Below are 17,908 nucleotides of genomic sequence, written 5' to 3' on the forward strand. Positions count from 1 at the left end.
CGAAATATACGGGCGAGCAGGCCGGGTTTCGATGGCAAAATCAGCGCCGTCGCCTTACTAAATTTGGCATTAGCATAGAAAGACCGTGACAATGACGGATTTGGACCGGATCGATCGCAAGATCCTCAAAGCTCTCCAGGCCGATGGCCGCATCGCTAATGTGGACCTCGCCGAAAAGGTCGGGCTGTCGCCCACCTCCACGGGCGACCGGGTGAAGCGCCTGCTGCGGGAGGGCTTCATCGCCGGCTACGGGGCGAGGCTCGACCCGCACCGGCTGGGGCTCGGCCTCCTGGTCTTCGTGGAGGTGTCCCTCGACAAGACCACGCCCGACGTCTTCGAGAAATTTGCCGAGGCGGTGAAGCGCGCGCCCGAGGTTCTCGAATGCCACATGGTGGCGGGCGGCTTCGACTATCTGGTCAAGACCCGCGTGGCCGACATGGCCGCCTACCGCCACTTCCTGGGCGAGATCCTGCTGGCCTTGCCGGGCGTGAAGGAGACCCGCACCTATGCGGTGATGGAGGAGGTCAAGAGCGACGGGATGCTGCCGGTCTAGGCACGAAAAAGGCGGCTCGAAGCCGCCTTTTCCTTGTTCAGGGTCTTCTTGAGACTCAGCCGGAGATGGCTGCCTGCTCGTTCTTCGTCTTCCACAGGGAGAAGACGATGCCGCCCACGATCAGGGCGAGGGTCACGCCCAGCGAGATGGTGGGGTCGAGTTTGCCCATGATCTGGTTCCAGAAGATCTTGCCGCCGATGAACACCAGCACCAGGGCCAGGGCGTACTTCAGGTAGTGGAACCGGTGCACCATGGCGGCGAGCGCGAAGTAGAGGGCGCGCAGGCCGAGGATCGCCATGATGTTCGCCGTGTAGACCACGAAGGTGTCCGTGGTGATGGCGAAGATCGCCGGCACCGAGTCCACCGCGAAGATCAGGTCGGCGACGTTGATCACCACGAGGGCCAGGAAGAGCGGCGTCGCCCAGGTGACGATCCTGCCGGTCTTCGGGTCCGGTTCACGCACGAAGAAGTGCTGTTCGTGAAGCCGGTTCGTGACCCGCATGTGATTGCGCAGGAAACGCACGAGCGGGTTCTTCTCGATGTCGGGATCGCTCTCGGGCACGAGCAGCATCTTGATGCCCGTCGCGATCAGGAAGGCGCCGAAGATGTAGAGCATCCAGGCATATTCCTGCACCAGGGCGGCTCCCAGGGCGATCATGATGCCGCGCAGGACGATGACGCCGATGATGCCCCACACGAGGGCGCGGTACTGGTACTTCCGGGGGATCGCGAAATAGCTGAAGATCAGCGAGATCACGAAGACGTTGTCGATGGACAGGGACTTCTCGATGAAGAAGCCCGTGAAGTAGGCGATGCCTGCATGGCTGCCGTCCTGGGTCACCAGGAGGCCGGTCTCATACGACCACCAGATATAGGCGCCGAAGAGGACTGCGATGCCGATGTAGAAGGCAGAGAGGAAAAGGCTCTCCTTCACGCCGAGCTCCTTGTCCTTTTTGTTCAGGACACCGAGATCGAAAGCGAGGAGAAAAACGACAAGGCTCAAGAAAGCCGTCCACATCCAGACGGGCTTCCCCAGCCATTCCATGATAAGGAATTCTGGCATAACCGGACCTATGATTGCTTCTGTTCAAGCATCGGCTCCGACATCGCAGTCGTGTGCTCACGTCCTGCCAGAGGGGCCCGGTCACCGATGGGATTCAAGGTAGGGATGGCCCCAAGGGCCGTCAAGAGACCCGGCGCCCGGAATTTTTGCTCAATTTTCTGTCAGATGCCGGTTCGAAGGGCAGGGATGATGCGGCAAGAGACTTGACCCCCGCGCTCTTTCTGCTTGCATGGTCAAGAACAGGGCAGGCGGCTGAAAAGGACGTCATGAAGCCCCAGACAATCATAAAATCAGAGGTGACAGTGATGTTTGCGGATCGTTCGACGAAGGCAGGATGGATCAGGGGGATGTTGGCCGGCGCCGCCGTGCTCCTCGGCTCCACGGCCGCCCAGGCCCAGACTCCCGTGCGGTTTACCCTGGACTGGCGCTGGGAGGGTCCGGCGGCCCCCTTCGCGGTCGCCCTCGACAAGGGTTACTTCAAGGCCGAGGGGCTCGACGTCACGATCGATCCGGCGTCGGGCTCCCGCGAGCCGATCTCCCGGGTCGCATCCGGCACCTATGACATGGGCTTCGGCGACGTGAACTCCCTCGTACGCTTCCGCGACGAGAATCCCGGCACCGACATCAAGGCCGTCATGATGATGTACGACCGGCCGCCCTTCGCCATCATCGGGCGCAAGAGCCGCGGCATCAGCAAGGAGGTGTCGAGTCTCCAGGGGAAGAAGTTCGGCGCACCTGCCGCCGACGGCGCTTACGCGCAATGGCCGATCTTCAAGGCGGTCAACAAGATCGACGATTCCAGCATGCGGTTCGAGAACGTGGGCTTCCCGGTCCGCGAGCCCATGCTGGCTCAGGGCGAGGTCGATGCGGTGTTCGGCTTCTCCATGTCGTCCTACATCAACCTGAAGTCCCGCGGTGTGCCGGCGGATGACATCGTCGTCCTGCCCATGAGCGATTACGGTGTCGATCTCTACGGCAACGCCGTCATCGCCTCGGAGAAGTTCGCCAAAGAGAAGCCCGAGGCCGTGAAGGGATTTCTGCGCGCGCTCATGAAGGGCGTTCAGGACACGGTGAAGGATCCCGCGAGCGCAGTCGATGCGGTGATCAAGCGCAACGACGTGGCCAAGAAGGACGTGGAGCTCGAGCGCCTCAAGATGGTGCTGGAGCAGAACATGATCACCCCGTGGGTGAAGGAGAACGGCTTCGGAGGCATCGACAAGGATCGTTTCGCCAAGGCCCTCGACCAGATCGGCCTGACCTTCAACTACAAGGCGAAGCCCAAGGTGGAGGACGTGTTCACGGAGGAATTCCTCCCGGCCGCCGACCAGCGCAAGGTGAACTGATCGTTTCGCGCTCTTTCTGCACCCTCCCCTTGAGGGGGAGGGTCGCGAGCATAAGCGAGCGGGGTGGGGTGAGAGGCGCCAACATCGAGACATGTCGCGCTACTCACCCCACCCCGGCCTGAAGGCCGACTCTCCCCCTCAAGGGGAGGGTGAGACCACGGAGCGCCTTGTGTCTGCTTTCGTCGAACTTCACGACGTGACCCACGTCTATGCGCGGGCCGAGGACGGCCTGCCGGCCGTCCAGAACTTGAATCTCAAGGTCAACGAGGGTGAGTTCGCCGCTATCGTTGGCCCGTCGGGCTGCGGCAAGTCCACCCTGATGAAGCTCGCCACCGGATTGCAGTTTCCCCGGGAGGGCACCGTCATCGTGGACGGCAAGCAGGTTGGTGCGCCGGTGAAGCTCGCCGGCATGGCGTTCCAGAACCCGACCATGCTCCCCTGGCGCACCACCCTCGACAACATTCTCCTGCCGCTCGAAATCGTGGAGCCGCACCGCTCCCGGCTGCGCCGGCACAAGGCGGAGTATGTGGCGAAGGCCGAAAGCCTGCTCGCCCAGGTGGGCCTCAAGGGACAGGGCGACAAATTCCCCTGGCAGTTGTCGGGCGGCATGCAGCAGCGCGCCTCCCTCTGTCGTGCGCTCATCCACGAGCCCAAGCTCCTGATGCTCGACGAGCCCTTCGGGGCGCTCGACAGCTTCACCCGCGAGGAATTGTGGTGCGTGATGCGCGACCTGCATGCGGCGCAGAAGGTCACGATCATCCTCGTCACCCACGACCTGCGCGAGGCGGCGTTCCTGTCGGACCGCATCTTCTGCATGAGCGCGCGGCCCGGTCGTATCGTGGCCGAGCGGGAGGTGGAGTTCCCGAGACCCCGCGACCTTGAGCTCACCTACACGCCGGAATTTTCCAACCTCGTCCACGAGTTGCGCGGCCGCATCGCGCAGGCGCGCCAGGCGGCGTGAGGCCTTCGATGAAAACCAAGAACCAACTCGCCCTTGCGCCATGGGTCTTCACACTCGGCTTCTTCGCCCTGTGGGAGATCCTCTGCCATGTTCTGAAGATCTCGAGCTTCATCCTGCCGGCGCCTTCCACGATCCTTTGGGCCGTGTGGGAGTACCGCACCCAGCTCGCCTACCATGCCATGCACACCCTCTGGATGACGCTCGCGGGCTTCGGCCTCGCGGTCGGCTTCGGGCTGCTGCTCGGGATGGTGCTCGGCTCTTCGCGGCTCATCAATGCGGGCACCTACCCGCTGCTCGTGGGCTTCAACTCGATCCCGAAGGTGGCCGTAGTGCCGATCCTGGTGTTCTGGTTCGGCGTCGGGTGGGTGCCGCCGGTGATGACCGCCTTCCTAATCTCGTTCTTCCCCATCGTGGTGAATGTCGCGACCGGCATCGCCACGGTGGAGCCCGAGATGGAGGACGTGCTGCGGGCCCTCGGCGCGTCGAAGCGCGACATCGTGTTCAAGGTCGGCGTGCCGCGCGCCATGCCGTATTTCTTCGGAAGCTTGAAGGTGGCGATCACGCTCGCCTATGTGGGCTCCGTGATCGGCGAGCAGAACGCGTCGAATGTCGGCATCGGCAACCTGCTCACGCGCGCCTCCGCCGCCTTCGAGGTGCCCCTCGTCTGGGCCGCCCTCGTGGTGCTCGCTGTGCTCGGCGTGATCATGTACGCGATCACGGCCTATGCGGAGCGCTCCATGACCGGCTGGGCGCAGCGCTCGCAGATGGCGGCGTGATCTAGCGCCTCAGGGAGAGCGGATTGTCAGAGAGCGCCGCCGCGTCGGGCTGATCGACGGCCGGTTTGCCGAGGAAGGCGTTCCAGAGCTTTTCCACCGTCTCGCGCTCGAGATCGTCGACGATGAAGACGATGCGGCTGCGCCTGTCCTCGCTCGGCCAGCGCGGCAGCACGGCCGGTACATGGATCACGTGCTGCACCCCGTGGATCACGACCGGATGCTCCGGATCCTCGGCCAGGGCCACGAGACCCTTCACGCGCAGCAGCTTCGATCCTTGCGACGAGCGCAGAAGATCGAGGAACATGTCGAGCGTGCCCTGGCGGATCGGCTGCGCGCTCGTGAGGCAGAAGGCGCGGATGCGCTCGTCGTGCCGGTTCACGTCGTGATGGTGGTGATGGCCATGACCATGACCATGATGATGGTGATGCCCATGCTGGTGCGCATGGCTCTCGCGCTCGGCGTCTTCCACGGCTTCCGTCTTCAGCCAGTCGGACACGTCCGCGATCTTGCCGTCGAGACCGAAGAGGCCGCCGGCAATCACGGCCTCGACCGGCGCATCCGCCGCAAGCAGGGTTGCGCCGGGATTGAGTTGATGCAGCCGCTCCCGCAGCTCGGAGAGCTTCGACTCGTCGGTGACGAGGTCGGTCTTCGAGAGAACGATGCGCTCGGCCACGGCGGCCTGCTTGACCGCCTCGCGATGGCTGTCGAGGGTCGCCGTCCCGTTCACCGCATCGACCACCGTCACCACGCCCTCAACCGCATAGCGCATCGACAGATACGGATGGTAGAGAACCGCATGCAGGATCGGGGCGGGATCGGCGAGCCCCGTGGTTTCGATGATCACCCGCTTGAACGGCAGGATGCGGTCGTTGTCGCGTTTGCGCAGAAGGTCTTCCAGGGTCGCGATGAGATCGCCGCGCACGGTGCAGCAGAGACAGCCCGCGGAGAGCAGCACCATGCCCTCGTCGACTTTCTCCACCAGCAGGTGATCGAGGCCGATGTCGCCGAATTCGTTGATGATCACCACACTGTCCTGCAGGGCGGGATCTTTCAGGAGCCGGTTGAGCAGCGTGGTTTTGCCCGACCCCAGGAAGCCGGTCAGGATCGTGAGCGGAAGGGGAGCGGGAGGAGTCATGGGATCATTCGTCATCGTGTTCAATCCGCAATCGGCACCAGGGGCGCATCCTTTAGACGGCGCTGCTCCAGCACAACGTTGGCCATGATGGCCCCCAGCACAAGGGCGCCGCCGGCAATCTGCAGGGGAGACAGGACCTCATCAAGAATGAGAGCCGACGAGATCGCGGCGACCACGGGCTCGGTGCAGTAGATGATCCCAGCGGCCACCGCCGTGATGCGCCCAAGGGCCAGGAACTGCAGGACGAATCCGAAGATGTAGCCGCCGATGGTCATCGCGACCGCAAAGGGAGCGAGGGTCAGAGAGGAAGGCGGGGCAAGCTGCCCCGCCGCCAGGCTGATGAGCGCCGCGGTGGGCAGGACGAGCAGGTGGATCCAGAAGGTCTTGGCCATGACGCCGGTTCTGCGGCAGCGCGCGGCGGCGAAGAACTGGATGGCCGTAGCGACGCTGGCCCCGAAGGCGAGGGCGAGGCCCCTCCAGTCGAGATCCCCGAAGGCCGGCCCCACCACCAGCGCCACGCCGAGGGTCGCCACCGCCACGACACCCAGCAATGACGGCGTGAGCCTCGTGCCTTCCACGAAGGGGCTCGCCAGCACGATCAGGATCGGAAAGGTGTAGAACACCACTGCCGCCACGGTCACGGGAATGTAGGCGACGGACGAGAGATAGCAGATGCCCACGAAGGCGGTGGCGACGCCGAGCAGGAGCAGGGTGCCGCGCTCCTCCCTGGCAGCCTTGAGCGAGCTTCGTGCGACGGCGGCGACGATGCCCACCAGCACCAGCATCAGGAAAACCCGGTACACCACGATGGCCGAGCCGCTCGCGCCCGCGAAGGAGGCCATGCGGGCATAGACGATGTTGAAGCCGTAGAGGCTCGCCGAGACGAGGGCGAAGAGCAGGCCGCTGGCGGGGGAGGAGCTGTTCATGTCGCAACTTGCATGGCGGGGCCGAAGGGTTCGCCCGGATGCAGTGGAATTGCAAGGCCCAGGAAAAACGCCAGGCCATGAAAAACGCCCTGTCTGAGACCGGGCGTTGCGAGAACAGGTCTTTTTGTTCCTGTCGGATCAATTGGCGACGGATTTGGGCTTTCCGGCCGCATCGGCCTTCTGAGGCGCCTTGGCCTTGGTGTCGGCCTTGGCCTTGCTGTCCGTGGCAGGCTTGGGAGCCGGCTTCGCGCCCGTCACGGGCTTGACGGTGACGCTCACCCGCGGCTGGGTCTTGCCTTTGGCCGTGGGCTTGGCGGGTTCCTTTTCGGCGGCCTTCGCCTCGTCCGACGCAGTGTCATCGTCCTGCTTGGCCGCCGCCTTGCCCTTCTTGGGAGCGGTCGCCTTCTTTGTCTTGGTCCGGCGGGCCTGCTCGGCGGCAGCCTCCGCCGCCGCCTGGGCGGCAAGCTCGGCCTCGCTGGGCGGGTTCAGGCCAACCCAGACCCGCTCCGGCTGTACGGCGGTCCGGGGCCCGAGCACGGTGCGCACCGGCTTGTTGGCCGAATCGCCGGCAAAGGCCATGACCTCGGAAGAGAAGAGGTTCGGGATGTTGCTGTCCGTCTCGGCAACAGCCGGGGTGTCCTCTTCCTGCGGCATCGGCCCGCGACGGTCGCAGATGACCGGGCGCATGTCCGGCGGGCTGGTATTGGCCGAGGCGGGCAGGGCGCTCAGTTCCGGATTGGTGAAGTTCACCTTGCTGCTGAAGCCGCGGTCGAACAGCTCGGCGGCCTTGATGGTGCGCTCGTTGGACGAGGGGGCGCCGAGCACCACCGTGATGAGGTGGCGGCCGTCCCGGTGGGCGCTGGCCACCACGTTGAAGCCGGACGAGCAGATGAAGCCGGTCTTCATGCCGTCCGCGCCGGGATAGCGGCCGATGAGGCCGTTGGTGTTGCGCATGATGCGGCGGCCGAACTGAACGGCCCCGATGTCGAACAGATCCCTGTGGTTCGGGAACTCCATCAGCAGCGCGCGGGCGAGGATCGCCATGTCGCGGGCCGTGGTCTGGTTGCGCTCGTCGGGCAGGCCGTGGGGATTGGCGAAGCGGCTGCTCACCATCCCGAGGCGCCGGGCATGAGCGTTCATCAGTTCCGAGAAGCCGTCGATCGAGCCGCCGATATTCTCCGCGATGGTGGCGGCGACGTCGTTCGCCGATTTCACCATCATGATCTTGAGGGCGTTGTCGAGCCGGATCTCCGTGCCGGGCTTGAAGCCCATCTTCGACGGGGGCAGGGCGGCGGCGCCGTCGGACACGGTGAGAAGCGTGTCCATGCTCATCTGGCCGGAACGAACCTTGTCGAGGGCCACATAGGCGGTCATCAGCTTGGTGATGGAAGCCGGAAACCAGGGATCGGTCGCCCGCTCGGCGTGAAGAACGCGGCCGGATTCGAGTTCGACGACAAGCGCAGGGCCGCCGGAGGCCAGAGCCGAACCGCTCATCAGAGCGGCAAGGGCAAAGGCTGTCACGCGGAGGACTCGGCTAACGTGCATGCGGAACGGCTCCTTGGCTTCGTTCGACGATAGGTGAGGATCGATCAGCCCCGCCTGTCAGCTGGGCTATTTGTAGTGCCGAACCTTGGCCTTGGCTAGGTTTGGCCGGTTATTGATTGCCTGAACTCCCCTTCTTAACGAATTCCATGGCAAGAGAGTGGCAAGAGCCGCCCGGATTGAAGAACGCCATGAATGCATCCCTGCTCTGGATCCCTGTGACCATTCTGGCCGCAGCGGCGCAAACGGGCCGCAACGCCACCCAGCGTCGCCTCACCGAGACCATCGGAACCGTGGGGGCGACCCAGGTTCGGTTCCTCTACGGTTTCCCTTTCGCGCTCCTTGCCTTGATGGGAATGAGCCTGGCGACCAATGAGACGCCGCCTGCTCCCAATGCGGCCTTCCTGATCTACGCGCTCATGGGAGCCCTGGCCCAGATTCTCGCCACCGCGCTCATGCTCTCGGCCATGCGGGAGCGTGCCTTCTCCGTGGTCACCGCCTATACCAAGACCGAACCGGTGCAGGTGGCCCTGTTCGGGCTGGTGCTCTTAGGGGATCCGCTCACTCCGGCCATGGCTCTCGCCATTGCGGTCGCCACGGGCGGCGTGCTGCTCATGTCGGTGAAGCCGGGCACGAGCCTGACCTCGTACGGCTTCAGGCCCGTTCTCTTCGGGCTCGCCTCGGGGGCCTTCTTCGCCCTGGCGGCCATCGGCTTTCGCGGCGCGATCCTGTCCCTCGACGGGGGCTCGCCGCTCATCCGGGCTTCCACGACCCTGGTCTGGGGCCTTGGCCTGCAAACCGCCGTTCTCCTGGTCTGGCTCGGGCTCTTCGATCGGCGGGCCCTGGTGGCGAGCTTTGCCGCGTGGCGCCCGTCCCTGGGAGCGGGCTTCCTCGGCGCGCTGGCGTCGCAGTTCTGGTTCATCGGCTTTGCGCTCACCACCGCGGCCAATGTGCGCACCCTCGCCCTCGTGGAAGTGCTGATGGCGCAGGCCGTGTCCCATCGCTTCCTTGCGCAGGCGACCACCCGGCGCGAATTGGCCGGGATGGTTCTCATTCTCGCAGGGGTTGCCCTGCTGCTCCTGTCCCAACGTTAGCTTGTCGCTGCGGCAGCCGCGTGATAACGAACATAGTTGCATTACCTTGGATCTAGTCTGGATTGCCTGATGACCGCCGCCGCTCCTGAGACTCTGCAGCCTGCCTATCGCGTCCTCCAGGTTGGGGACCCGGTTCCTGGGTTCAAGCAGAACTCGACCAGCAACCCGAACTTCAGCTTCGATACCGTGGCCGGACGCTACATCGTTCTGTGCTTCTACGGCATGGGGTCGGACGAGGTCGGCCGCGCGGCTCTGGCATCGTTTCAGGATGAGCACCGCTCTCTCTTCGACGATGACAAGATCGCTATCTTCGGCGTGAGCGTCGATCCCACGGACCAGTCCGAAGGCCGCGCCAAGCAGATCATCCCGGGCATCCGCCACTTCTGGGATTTCGACGGCACGGTCGGGCGCCTCTACGGCGCGCTGCCGCGCAATGTCCAGCCGGGGCAGGGTCCCGTCCCGATCCGCCGCTTCTGGATGGTTCTCAATCCGTCCCTGCGCATACGGGCGATTTTCCCGTTCGAAGAGGATGGCAGCGACCGGGAGAAGGTGATGGCCTACCTTCGCGACCTGCCGCCGGTCAGCCATTATGCCGGCTTCGAGCTTCCGGCGCCTGTCCTTGTCATCCCGGATGTGTTCGAGCCCGAGTTCTGCCGCCACCTGATCGGTCTCTACGAGGAGCATGGCGGCGAGGAATCGGGCTTCATGCGCGAGATCGACGGCAAGACCGTCGCGGCGCACGATCCGAACCATAAACGGCGCAAGGACTACACCATCGCCGATCCCAACCTGATCCGGCAGGTGCAGCACCGCATCATCCGCCGCATCAATCCCGAGATCGAGCGGGTGCATTTCTTCAAGCCCTCACGCATGGAGCGCTACATCGTCTCCTGCTATGCAGCCGAGGACGGCGGGCATTTCCGCGCCCACCGCGACAACACCACCAAGGGCACGGCCCACCGCCGCTTCGCCGTCTCGATCAATCTCAACAGCGATTTCGAGGGCGGCGAGGTGAGCTTCCCGGAATACGGGCCGCGCAGCTACAAGGCGCCGCCCGGCGGCGCCGTGGTGTTCTCCTGCCCGCTCCTGCACGCCGTTTCCAAGGTCACGAAAGGCCGCCGCTTCGCCTTCCTGCCGTTCCTCTACGACGAGGAGGCCGCAAAGGTGCGAGAGGCCAACAACGCCCATCTCGGCGAGGGCGTGGGCGCCTACAGGGCGTGACCCCGGATCAGCGCTCGCCCGCCTTGATCCACTTGTCGACCTTCGGCGGCTCGTAAGCACGAATGGCCTGAATCAGGGCCGCCGGGTCACTCTCCACGATCAGCATGGCGCGGTGGATCGGCTTCACGAAGCCGCGTTCCACCACGTCGTCCAGGAAGTCGGTCAGCTTGTCGTAGAAGCCGCCGGCATTCAGGAGCGCGCAGGGCTTGCGGTGATAGCCGAGCTGCGCCCAGGTCCACACTTCGAACAGCTCCTCGAACGTCCCGAGGCCCCCCGGCATGGCGATGAAGCCGTCGGCGAGCTCCGCCATCAGCGCCTTGCGCTCGTGCATGGAGCCCACCACCCGCAGGTCGCTTAAAGACCGATGGGCGATCTCCTTGTCGACCAGCGCCTGCGGCATCACCCCGATCACGTCTCCGCCCCTGGCGAGAGCCGCATCGGCCACGGCACCCATGAGCCCAACCGAGGCGCCGCCATAGACTAGCCCGATCCCATTGAGCGCCAGGGTCTCGCCCAACGCACGGGCCATGTCGAGATAGACGGGATCCTGACCGGCATTCGAGCCGCAGAAGACGCACAGGCGCATGGGCTGTCCTTCGTGATTCGCTTCGCGCCATGATGAACCGCAGCTTGGCGCCAATCTCAAGACGGCATCCGACTTGCTGAAACACACAAAGAGCGCCACCTTGTGTCTCAACAGCACAATCCTTGAGGAGAGACCTCCATGACCGCCTGCATCGTCGGCTGGGCCCATACCCCCTTCGGCAAGCTCGACGCCGAGACCGTCGAGAGCCTCATCGTCCGCGTCGCCACCGAGGCGCTGGAGCATGCGGGGCTCGCCGCCGAAGACGTTGACGAGGTGGTGCTCGGTCACTTCAACGGCGGCTTCTCGGCCCAGGACTTCACCGCCTCCCTGGTGTTCCAGGCCAACGACCGGTTCCGCTTCAAGCCGGCGACCCGCGTCGAGAACGCCTGCGCCACGGGCTCGGCCGCCGTGCACCAGGCAATCAAGACCATCGAGGCCAAGCGCGCCAAGACGGTGCTCGTGGTGGGCGTCGAGCAGATGACCCGCACGCCCGGCCCTGAGATCGGCAACATCCTCCTGCGCTGCTCCTATGTTCCCGAGGATGCCGAAACGCCGGGCGGCTTTGCCGGCGTGTTCGGCAAGATCGCCGGCACCTATTTCCAGCGCTACGGCGACCAGTCCGACGCGCTCGCCATGATCGCCGCCAAGAACCACAAGAACGGCGTCGACAACCCCTACGCACAGATGCGCAAGGATCTGGGCTTCGATTTCTGCCGCGCCGAGAGCGATAAGAACCCGTTCGTGGCCGGCCCCCTGAAGCGCACCGATTGCTCGCTGGTCTCGGACGGCGCCGCCGCCTTGGTGCTGGCCGACACGGAAACGGCGCTGCGCATGAAGCGCGCGGTCGCCTTCCGGGCCACCGCCCATGCGCAGGATTTCCTGCCCATGTCGAAGCGCGACATCGTCCAGTTCGAGGGCTGCACCGAGGCCTGGCGGCGGGCGCTCGCCCAGGCCGGCATCCAGCTCTCCGACCTGTCCTTTGTCGAGACCCACGACTGCTTCACCATCGCCGAGCTCATCGAGTACGAGGCCATGGGCCTGACGCCTCCCGGCCAAGGCGCGACCGCCATCAAGGAAGGCTGGACCAACCGCGATGGCAAGCTGCCGGTGAACCCCTCCGGCGGTCTCAAGGCCAAGGGCCACCCCATCGGGGCCACGGGCGTGTCCATGCACGCGCTGTCCGCCATGCAGCTCTGCGAGGAGGCCGGCGGCATCCAGGTCAGGAACCCGGTGCTCGGCGGCATCTTCAACATGGGCGGCGCCGCGGTGGCGAACTATGTGAGCGTACTTGAGCGGATCAAGTGACAAAGCCCCAGGGCTTTGTCATCCCCGGCGGCCGCAGGCCGGGAAGGGGATCCACTCGCACGCTCAGCGCCATGGATTTCCTTCCCCTCCGCTGGCGCTCCGGCCGGGAATGACACTGATCTGAATCGTCTACTCCCCCGGCGCCTTGACCTGGATGGCCAGGGCGTGCAGGCCCCTGTCGAAGGCGCCCTTCAGGGTGTCGTTCACGAGGCGGTGGCGCTCGACCCGGCTCTTGCCGGAGAAGGCCTCGGACACGATATGAATGTGGAAGTGAGTTTCACCACCCTCCCGCCATCCCGCATGGCCGTGATGCTTCTCTGATTCGTCGGTGACGGTCAGTTCGGTCGGCTGCAGGCGCTCCTGCAAAGTCTGTGTGATCCAGTGGGTGAGGGTCATGCTGAAAGATCAATCCTTTTTGAACGGGTCTGCGGCCAAAAGCGCTCAGGCCTTGGCTCGGGGCCTCAAGCCACTCATAATCGCTGGATCATGGATCTCAACTCGCCTCTTTTCGACCGCATCCGCATCAAGTCTTCCGGTGACGAGCCGCAGGAGACCAAGGGGCCCGTCTGCGAACATCCTGCCTGCAAGGCTGCGGGCGAGTTTCGCGCGCCCAAGGGGCGGGACCGGGAGGGCCAGTACTGGCGCTTCTGCCTTCAGCATGTGCGTGAGTATAACGCCTCGTACAACTATTTCGCCGGCATGTCCGACACCGCCGTGGCGGCCTTCCAGAAGGATTCCGTCATCGGCCATCGCCCGACCTGGGCCATGGGGGTGAACTCCGCTGCAGCCGGCGAGGGGCAGGGCGCCAAGGCCGAGCCCCGCGAGTGGGAATATGTCGATCCGCTCGGGGTTCTCCGGGGAGAGGACTTCACCCAGGCCCGCGCCCGCCGGGCCTCGCCCGAGCCGAAGCGCCCGCGCTACACGGGGGCGGTGCGCCGGGCCCTCGATATCCTTGGGCTGGACGAGGCCGCCGACGGGCCGGCCATCAAGGCCCAGTACAAGTCCCTGGTGAAGCGCTTCCACCCGGACGCCAACGGCGGCGACCGCTCCTTCGAGGAGCGCCTGCGCGACATTATCAAGGCGCACGACACCCTCAAAAGCGCCGGCCTCTGCTAAAAAACAATATCCTTTCAGGCAGACCCGATAGGCTTATTAGGAAATTGCACCATCCGGTTATGGGGTTTAAGAAACCCATGACACCTTCACGACATCGATCCGAACAAGAGGCCCCTGATGACGGCACATACCGAGACTGCGACCCATACGCCTGACATGAAGGTGTCCGTCCGACAGGTCTTCGGCATCGATTCGGATCTGGAGGTCCCGGCCTTCTCGCAGGCCGAGCAGCATGTGCCCGATCTCGACCCCGACTATCTCTTCGACCGGGATACGACGCTGGCCATCCTGGCGGGCTTTGCCCGCAACCGCCGCGTCATGATCACGGGCTACCACGGCACTGGTAAGTCGACCCATATCGAGCAGGTGGCCGCCCGCCTGAACTGGCCCTGCGTGCGCGTGAACCTGGACAGCCACGTCTCCCGCATCGACCTCGTCGGCAAGGACGCCATCGTGCTCCAGGAGGGCAAGCAGGTCACGGCGTTCCAGGACGGCATCCTGCCCTGGGCCCTGCAGAACAACGTGGCCCTCGTGTTCGACGAGTACGATGCCGGCCGTCCCGACGTGATGTTCGTGATCCAGCGCGTGCTGGAGCAATCGGGCAAGCTCACGCTCCTCGACCAGAAGCGCGTGATCCGGCCCCACCCGGCCTTCCGGCTGTTCGCGACCGCCAACACGGTAGGCCTCGGCGACACGTCCGGCCTCTATCACGGCACCCAGCAGATCAACCAGGGCCAGATGGACCGCTGGTCCATCGTCACCACCCTCAACTACCTGCCGCACGACAAGGAGGTGGACATCGTCCTCTCCAAGGCGAAGCACTACCAGGAGGATCCGGCCGGCCGGGACATCGTCAACAAGATGGTGCGCGTGGCCGACCTCACCCGCTCGGCCTTCATGAACGGCGACCTCTCGACCGTCATGAGCCCGCGCACGGTGATCACCTGGGCGGAGAACGCCGAGATCTTCGGCGACACGGGCTTCGCGTTCCGGGTCACCTTCCTCAACAAGTGCGACGAACTGGAGCGCACCCTGGTGGCCGAGTTCTACCAGCGCTCCTTCGGCAAGGAACTGCCGGAGAGTGCTGTGAATATGGTGCTGAGCTAATCAACGATCAGGCATCCTCATCCTGAGGAGCGTAGCGTCTCGAAGGACGAGGATGCCGGGTCCAGGTTCTCTGGAAACGCCCTGATCCTTCGAGACGGCCTACGGCCTCCTCAGGATGAGGGCTTATCGGAAGCGACAGGCAAAAAATGTCCATCTCGAACCGCAAGCCAGGTGAGAAGAAGGAAGCGCCGGCGGAGCCGCTGAAGCGCTCCATTGCCGGCACCATGAAGGCGATCGCCCGCAAGCCCGACCTCGAGGTGGCGTTTGCGTCCGACCGGCCGGTGCTCATGGGCCAGGACAAGGCCCGCCTGCCGGAGCCGCCCCGGCGGCTGACCCCGCAGGACGTGGCGATCCTGCGCGGCAACGCCGATGCCATGGCGCTCAGGCTCGCCTGCCACGACACCACCCTCCACCGCAAGCTCGCCCCCGATGGCCAGGCGGCCCGCGCTGTGTTCGACGCGGTCGAGCAGGCGCGCGTGGAATCCATCGGCTCCCGGCGCATGGCCGGCATCTCGTCCAACATCTCGGCCATGCTGGAGGACCGCTATCATCGCGGCGGCAAGTACGAGGAGATCACGGACCGGGCCGACGCGCCGCTCGAGGATGCCGTGGCCCTCATGGTGCGCGAGCGGCTGACCGGCGAAAAGCCCCCCGCCTCGGCGGCCAAGATCGTCGATCTGTGGCGCGACTTCATCGAGGACCGCGCCGGTCGCGACCTCGACGGGCTGCTCAAGAACATCGAGAACCAGCGCAGCTTCGCCCGCAATATCCGGGATCTGCTCTCCTCCCTGGACATGGCCGACGAGGCCTCCATGGATTCCGAGGACGAGGAGAACGAGGACGAGAACGAATCCGAGCAGCAGGAGCAGCAGGGCGAGGGCGAATCCGAGCAGGAGAGCCAGGGCGACCGCGCCGAGACGGAGATCAGCGAGGATTCCAGCGACGAGATGGAGGATGGCGCCACGGAAGAGGCGGACGGTCCTTCCGGCGAGCTGCCCGAGGAATCCGAGGAGGCGGAATCGGAGGATGCGGGCGAATCCTGGCGCCCGCCCTCCCGCTCCAACGAGGCGCGCGGGCCCGACTACAAGGCCTACAGCCAGAAGTTCGACGAGATGATCCATGCGGAGGATCTGTGCGATGCGGACGAGCTGACGCGGCTTCGCGCCTATCTCGACAAGCAGCTCGCCCATCTCCAGGGCGTGGTCGGGCGCCTGGCGAACCGCCTGCAGCGCCGCCTGATGGCGCAGCAGAACCGGTCCTGGGAGTTCGACCTCGAAGAAGGCACCCTCGATCCGGTGCGCCTGCCGCGCATCATCATGGACCCGTACCAGCCGCTTTCCTTCAAACAGGAGCAGGACACGAACTTCCGCGACACGGTGGTGACCCTGCTTCTCGACAATTCCGGCTCCATGCGTGGACGCCCGATCACGGTCGCGGCCACCTGCGCCGACATCCTGGCGCGGACGCTCGAGCGCTGCGGGGTGAAGGTCGAGATCCTCGGCTTCACCACCCGCGCCTGGAAGGGCGGACAGGCCCGCGAGACCTGGCTGCAGGCCGGCAAGCCGGCCAATCCCGGCCGTCTCAACGACCTGCGCCACATCATCTACAAGTCGGCCGATGCCCCTTGGCGGCGCGCGCGCAAGAATCTCGGCCTCATGATGCGCGAGGGTCTCCTGAAGGAGAATATCGACGGCGAAGCCCTCGACTGGGCGCACAAGCGCCTGCTGGGCCGGCCCGAGCAGCGGCGCATCCTGATGGTGATCTCGGACGGCGCGCCGGTGGACGACTCGACCCTGTCGGTCAATCCCGGCAACTATCTCGAGCGGCACCTGCGCTACGTCATCGAGGAGATCGAGACCCGCTCGCCCGTGGAGCTCATCGCCATCGGCATCGGCCACGACGTGACGCGCTATTACCGCCGCGCCGTGACCATCGTCGACGCCGAGGAACTCGGCGGCGTCATGACCGAGAAGCTCGCGGAGCTGTTCGAGGAGAATGCCGGGCCGCCGGCGAGGGGCTCTACCAGGGGCGCTCCCCGCCGCAAGGCCGTGGCTTGAGGCTCACCCGGCGCAACTTCCTGATCGGCGGCGGTGCAGCTGCTGCGACCCTGGCCTGCACGGGCGTCGCGGTGGCGCAGCGTCCGCAGGCCTTTCGAGGCGCGACCGCCATCCGGGTCGAGGCGAAGCCGATCGGTCGCCTCTCGGTCACCGATCCCGACCGCAGCCGCTTCGGCGCCCTGATGTTCCGCTCCGGGGTCCATCTGCGCTCCGATGTGTCCGCCTTCGGGGGCTTTTCCGGCCTGTGGCGCTCCGCAGACGGACGGGAGGTCATCGCCCTTGCGGACAACGCACAGGTCCTGAAGGCCCGCATCGAGACCTCCGACGGGCGGCTCTCCGGCCTGTCAGGCCCCGTTCTGTCGCCGCTCATCCTGAGCAACGGCGTTCCCATGCGCCGGTCGCGCTATTACGACACGGAGAGCTTCGCGCTTTCAGGCAACGCGGTCTATATCGGCGCCGAGCGCAATCACGCTGTCATCCGTTACGAGCGCAATGCCGCCGGGAGCATCATCCGGGGCGTGCCGATTCCCACCCCGAAGGCCGTGAGGGACCTGCCTGACAACGGCGGTCTCGAGGCGCTCGCCGTCGCGCCGCAGCGTTCGCCCCTGAACGGCGCCCTCATCGGCATCGCCGAAGGCGGCAGCGGCTTCATCCTCACGGGATCCCGGCAGGGAGCCTTCCAGGTGGCTCTTACAGGCGGCTTCGACGTCACGGACCTGGCCTTCCTGCCCGACGGCGACGCCGTGATCCTGGAGCGGCGGTTCTCGCTTTTCGGCGGCTTCGCGTGCCGCCTGCGCCGCATCGAAGCGGCGGCGATCCGAGCGGGAGCCCGCATCGACGGCGATGTGCTCTATGAGAGCGAGCCCTCGCATCAGGTCGACAACATGGAAGGGCTGGCGGTTCACCGCGAGGGCGGCGAGACGGTTCTGTCCCTGATCTCCGACGACAACTTCAGCTCGCTGCAGAAAACCGTCCTGCTCGAATTCGCCTTGGCCGGGTGAAGCGAGCCTGGAGCATTTTTCGGCGAATTGGGCCAAATTTGCCATCTAGAGCATCGGACTGAAAGACAGATTCAAGAGGTTTCAGCCTGGGCTGGAGTGTGATTCTCTTCTGAGAACAGGAG

17 protein-coding genes are annotated in these 17,908 nt (G+C 65.2%); 11 read left to right on the plus strand and 6 right to left on the minus strand.

The features are described 5' to 3' along the window. The first annotated feature begins 91 nt into the window (after positions 1-91). Positions 92-553, plus strand: coding sequence for an Lrp/AsnC ligand binding domain-containing protein (locus tag JAO75_RS17895; protein ID WP_199050502.1), 462 nt, complete (start codon positions 92-94; stop codon positions 551-553). Positions 554-608: 55 nt separating this feature from the next. Here the strand turns inward: JAO75_RS17895 and JAO75_RS17900 are convergent, their stop codons facing one another. Then, the gene (locus tag JAO75_RS17900; protein ID WP_199050503.1) at positions 609-1,616 is read right to left on the minus strand and encodes a TerC family protein; all 1,008 of its coding nucleotides are present in this window, start codon (positions 1,614-1,616) and stop codon (positions 609-611) included. A gap of 347 nt (positions 1,617-1,963) precedes the next feature. Here JAO75_RS17900 and JAO75_RS17905 point away from each other — a divergent pair, with 347 nt between their 5' ends. The 3 genes from JAO75_RS17905 to JAO75_RS17915 all read left to right on the plus strand — a co-directional run bounded on the left by JAO75_RS17905 (position 1,964) and on the right by JAO75_RS17915 (position 4,696). Continuing rightward, entirely contained in the window at positions 1,964-2,959 is a 996-nt protein-coding gene (locus JAO75_RS17905) for an ABC transporter substrate-binding protein (RefSeq protein WP_246742584.1), read from the plus strand. 91 nt (positions 2,960-3,050) lie between these two features. After that, the gene (locus tag JAO75_RS17910; RefSeq protein ID WP_246742585.1) at positions 3,051-3,920 is read left to right on the plus strand and encodes an ABC transporter ATP-binding protein; all 870 of its coding nucleotides are present in this window, start codon (positions 3,051-3,053) and stop codon (positions 3,918-3,920) included. Positions 3,921-3,928: 8 nt separating this feature from the next. Then, the gene (locus JAO75_RS17915) at positions 3,929-4,696 is read left to right on the plus strand and encodes an ABC transporter permease (protein ID WP_199050505.1); all 768 of its coding nucleotides are present in this window, start codon (positions 3,929-3,931) and stop codon (positions 4,694-4,696) included. Position 4,697: 1 nt separating this feature from the next. On the opposite strand, the gene JAO75_RS17920 is transcribed toward JAO75_RS17915, so the two are convergent. From JAO75_RS17920 to JAO75_RS17930, 3 genes are all read right to left on the minus strand, one after another. After that, the gene (locus JAO75_RS17920; RefSeq protein ID WP_199050506.1) at positions 4,698-5,846 is read right to left on the minus strand and encodes a CobW family GTP-binding protein; all 1,149 of its coding nucleotides are present in this window, start codon (positions 5,844-5,846) and stop codon (positions 4,698-4,700) included. Positions 5,847-5,851: 5 nt separating this feature from the next. Continuing rightward, the gene (locus tag JAO75_RS17925; protein WP_199050507.1) at positions 5,852-6,757 is read right to left on the minus strand and encodes a DMT family transporter; all 906 of its coding nucleotides are present in this window, start codon (positions 6,755-6,757) and stop codon (positions 5,852-5,854) included. A 138-nt stretch (positions 6,758-6,895) separates the two neighbouring features. Beyond that, complete coding sequence (locus JAO75_RS17930) at positions 6,896-8,302, minus strand: D-alanyl-D-alanine carboxypeptidase family protein (protein WP_199050508.1); 1,407 nt, start codon at positions 8,300-8,302, stop codon at positions 6,896-6,898. A gap of 188 nt (positions 8,303-8,490) precedes the next feature. Here JAO75_RS17930 and JAO75_RS17935 point away from each other — a divergent pair, with 188 nt between their 5' ends. Together JAO75_RS17935 and JAO75_RS17940 are read left to right on the plus strand one after the other, a co-directional pair. Beyond that, entirely contained in the window at positions 8,491-9,393 is a 903-nt protein-coding gene (locus JAO75_RS17935; protein ID WP_199050509.1) for a DMT family transporter, read from the plus strand. A 69-nt stretch (positions 9,394-9,462) separates the two neighbouring features. Continuing rightward, complete coding sequence (locus tag JAO75_RS17940) at positions 9,463-10,614, plus strand: 2OG-Fe(II) oxygenase (RefSeq protein ID WP_246742586.1); 1,152 nt, start codon at positions 9,463-9,465, stop codon at positions 10,612-10,614. A gap of 7 nt (positions 10,615-10,621) precedes the next feature. Here the strand turns inward: JAO75_RS17940 and JAO75_RS17945 are convergent, their stop codons facing one another. Then, a complete protein-coding gene (locus JAO75_RS17945) occupies positions 10,622-11,200 on the minus strand; it encodes an LOG family protein (RefSeq protein WP_199050510.1) in 579 nt (192 codons plus the stop codon). A 138-nt stretch (positions 11,201-11,338) separates the two neighbouring features. Between JAO75_RS17945 and JAO75_RS17950 the strand changes: the two genes are divergently transcribed. Continuing rightward, entirely contained in the window at positions 11,339-12,505 is a 1,167-nt protein-coding gene (locus tag JAO75_RS17950; protein WP_199050511.1) for an acetyl-CoA acetyltransferase, read from the plus strand. 129 nt (positions 12,506-12,634) lie between these two features. On the opposite strand, the gene JAO75_RS17955 is transcribed toward JAO75_RS17950, so the two are convergent. Continuing rightward, positions 12,635-12,901 (minus strand): BolA family protein, encoded by a 267-nt coding sequence (locus JAO75_RS17955; protein ID WP_199050512.1) that lies wholly within the window; start codon positions 12,899-12,901, stop codon positions 12,635-12,637. A 90-nt stretch (positions 12,902-12,991) separates the two neighbouring features. Between JAO75_RS17955 and JAO75_RS17960 the strand changes: the two genes are divergently transcribed. The 4 genes from JAO75_RS17960 (at position 12,992) to JAO75_RS17975 (ending at position 17,786) form a co-directional block, all read left to right on the plus strand. Next, on the plus strand, positions 12,992-13,621 hold the full coding sequence (locus JAO75_RS17960) for a J domain-containing protein (protein ID WP_199050513.1): 630 nt from the start codon (positions 12,992-12,994) through the stop codon (positions 13,619-13,621). A 117-nt stretch (positions 13,622-13,738) separates the two neighbouring features. Continuing rightward, positions 13,739-14,728 carry a cobaltochelatase subunit CobS gene (gene cobS, locus JAO75_RS17965; RefSeq protein ID WP_199050514.1) on the plus strand — a complete coding sequence of 330 codons (990 nt, stop codon included), beginning with the start codon at positions 13,739-13,741 and terminating at the stop codon, positions 14,726-14,728. Positions 14,729-14,874: 146 nt separating this feature from the next. Further along, positions 14,875-16,785, plus strand: coding sequence for a cobaltochelatase subunit CobT (cobT, locus tag JAO75_RS17970; protein ID WP_199050515.1), 1,911 nt, complete (start codon positions 14,875-14,877; stop codon positions 16,783-16,785). Further along, positions 16,782-17,786, plus strand: a complete 1,005-nt coding sequence (locus JAO75_RS17975; RefSeq protein WP_199050516.1) for an esterase-like activity of phytase family protein — start codon at positions 16,782-16,784, stop codon at positions 17,784-17,786. Before cobT ends, JAO75_RS17975 begins: the two co-directional genes overlap by 4 nt. The last annotated feature ends 122 nt before the right edge of the window (positions 17,787-17,908 follow it).

Source organism: Microvirga splendida (assembly GCF_016427565.1).
Taxonomy (GTDB): domain Bacteria; phylum Pseudomonadota; class Alphaproteobacteria; order Rhizobiales; family Beijerinckiaceae; genus Microvirga; species Microvirga splendida.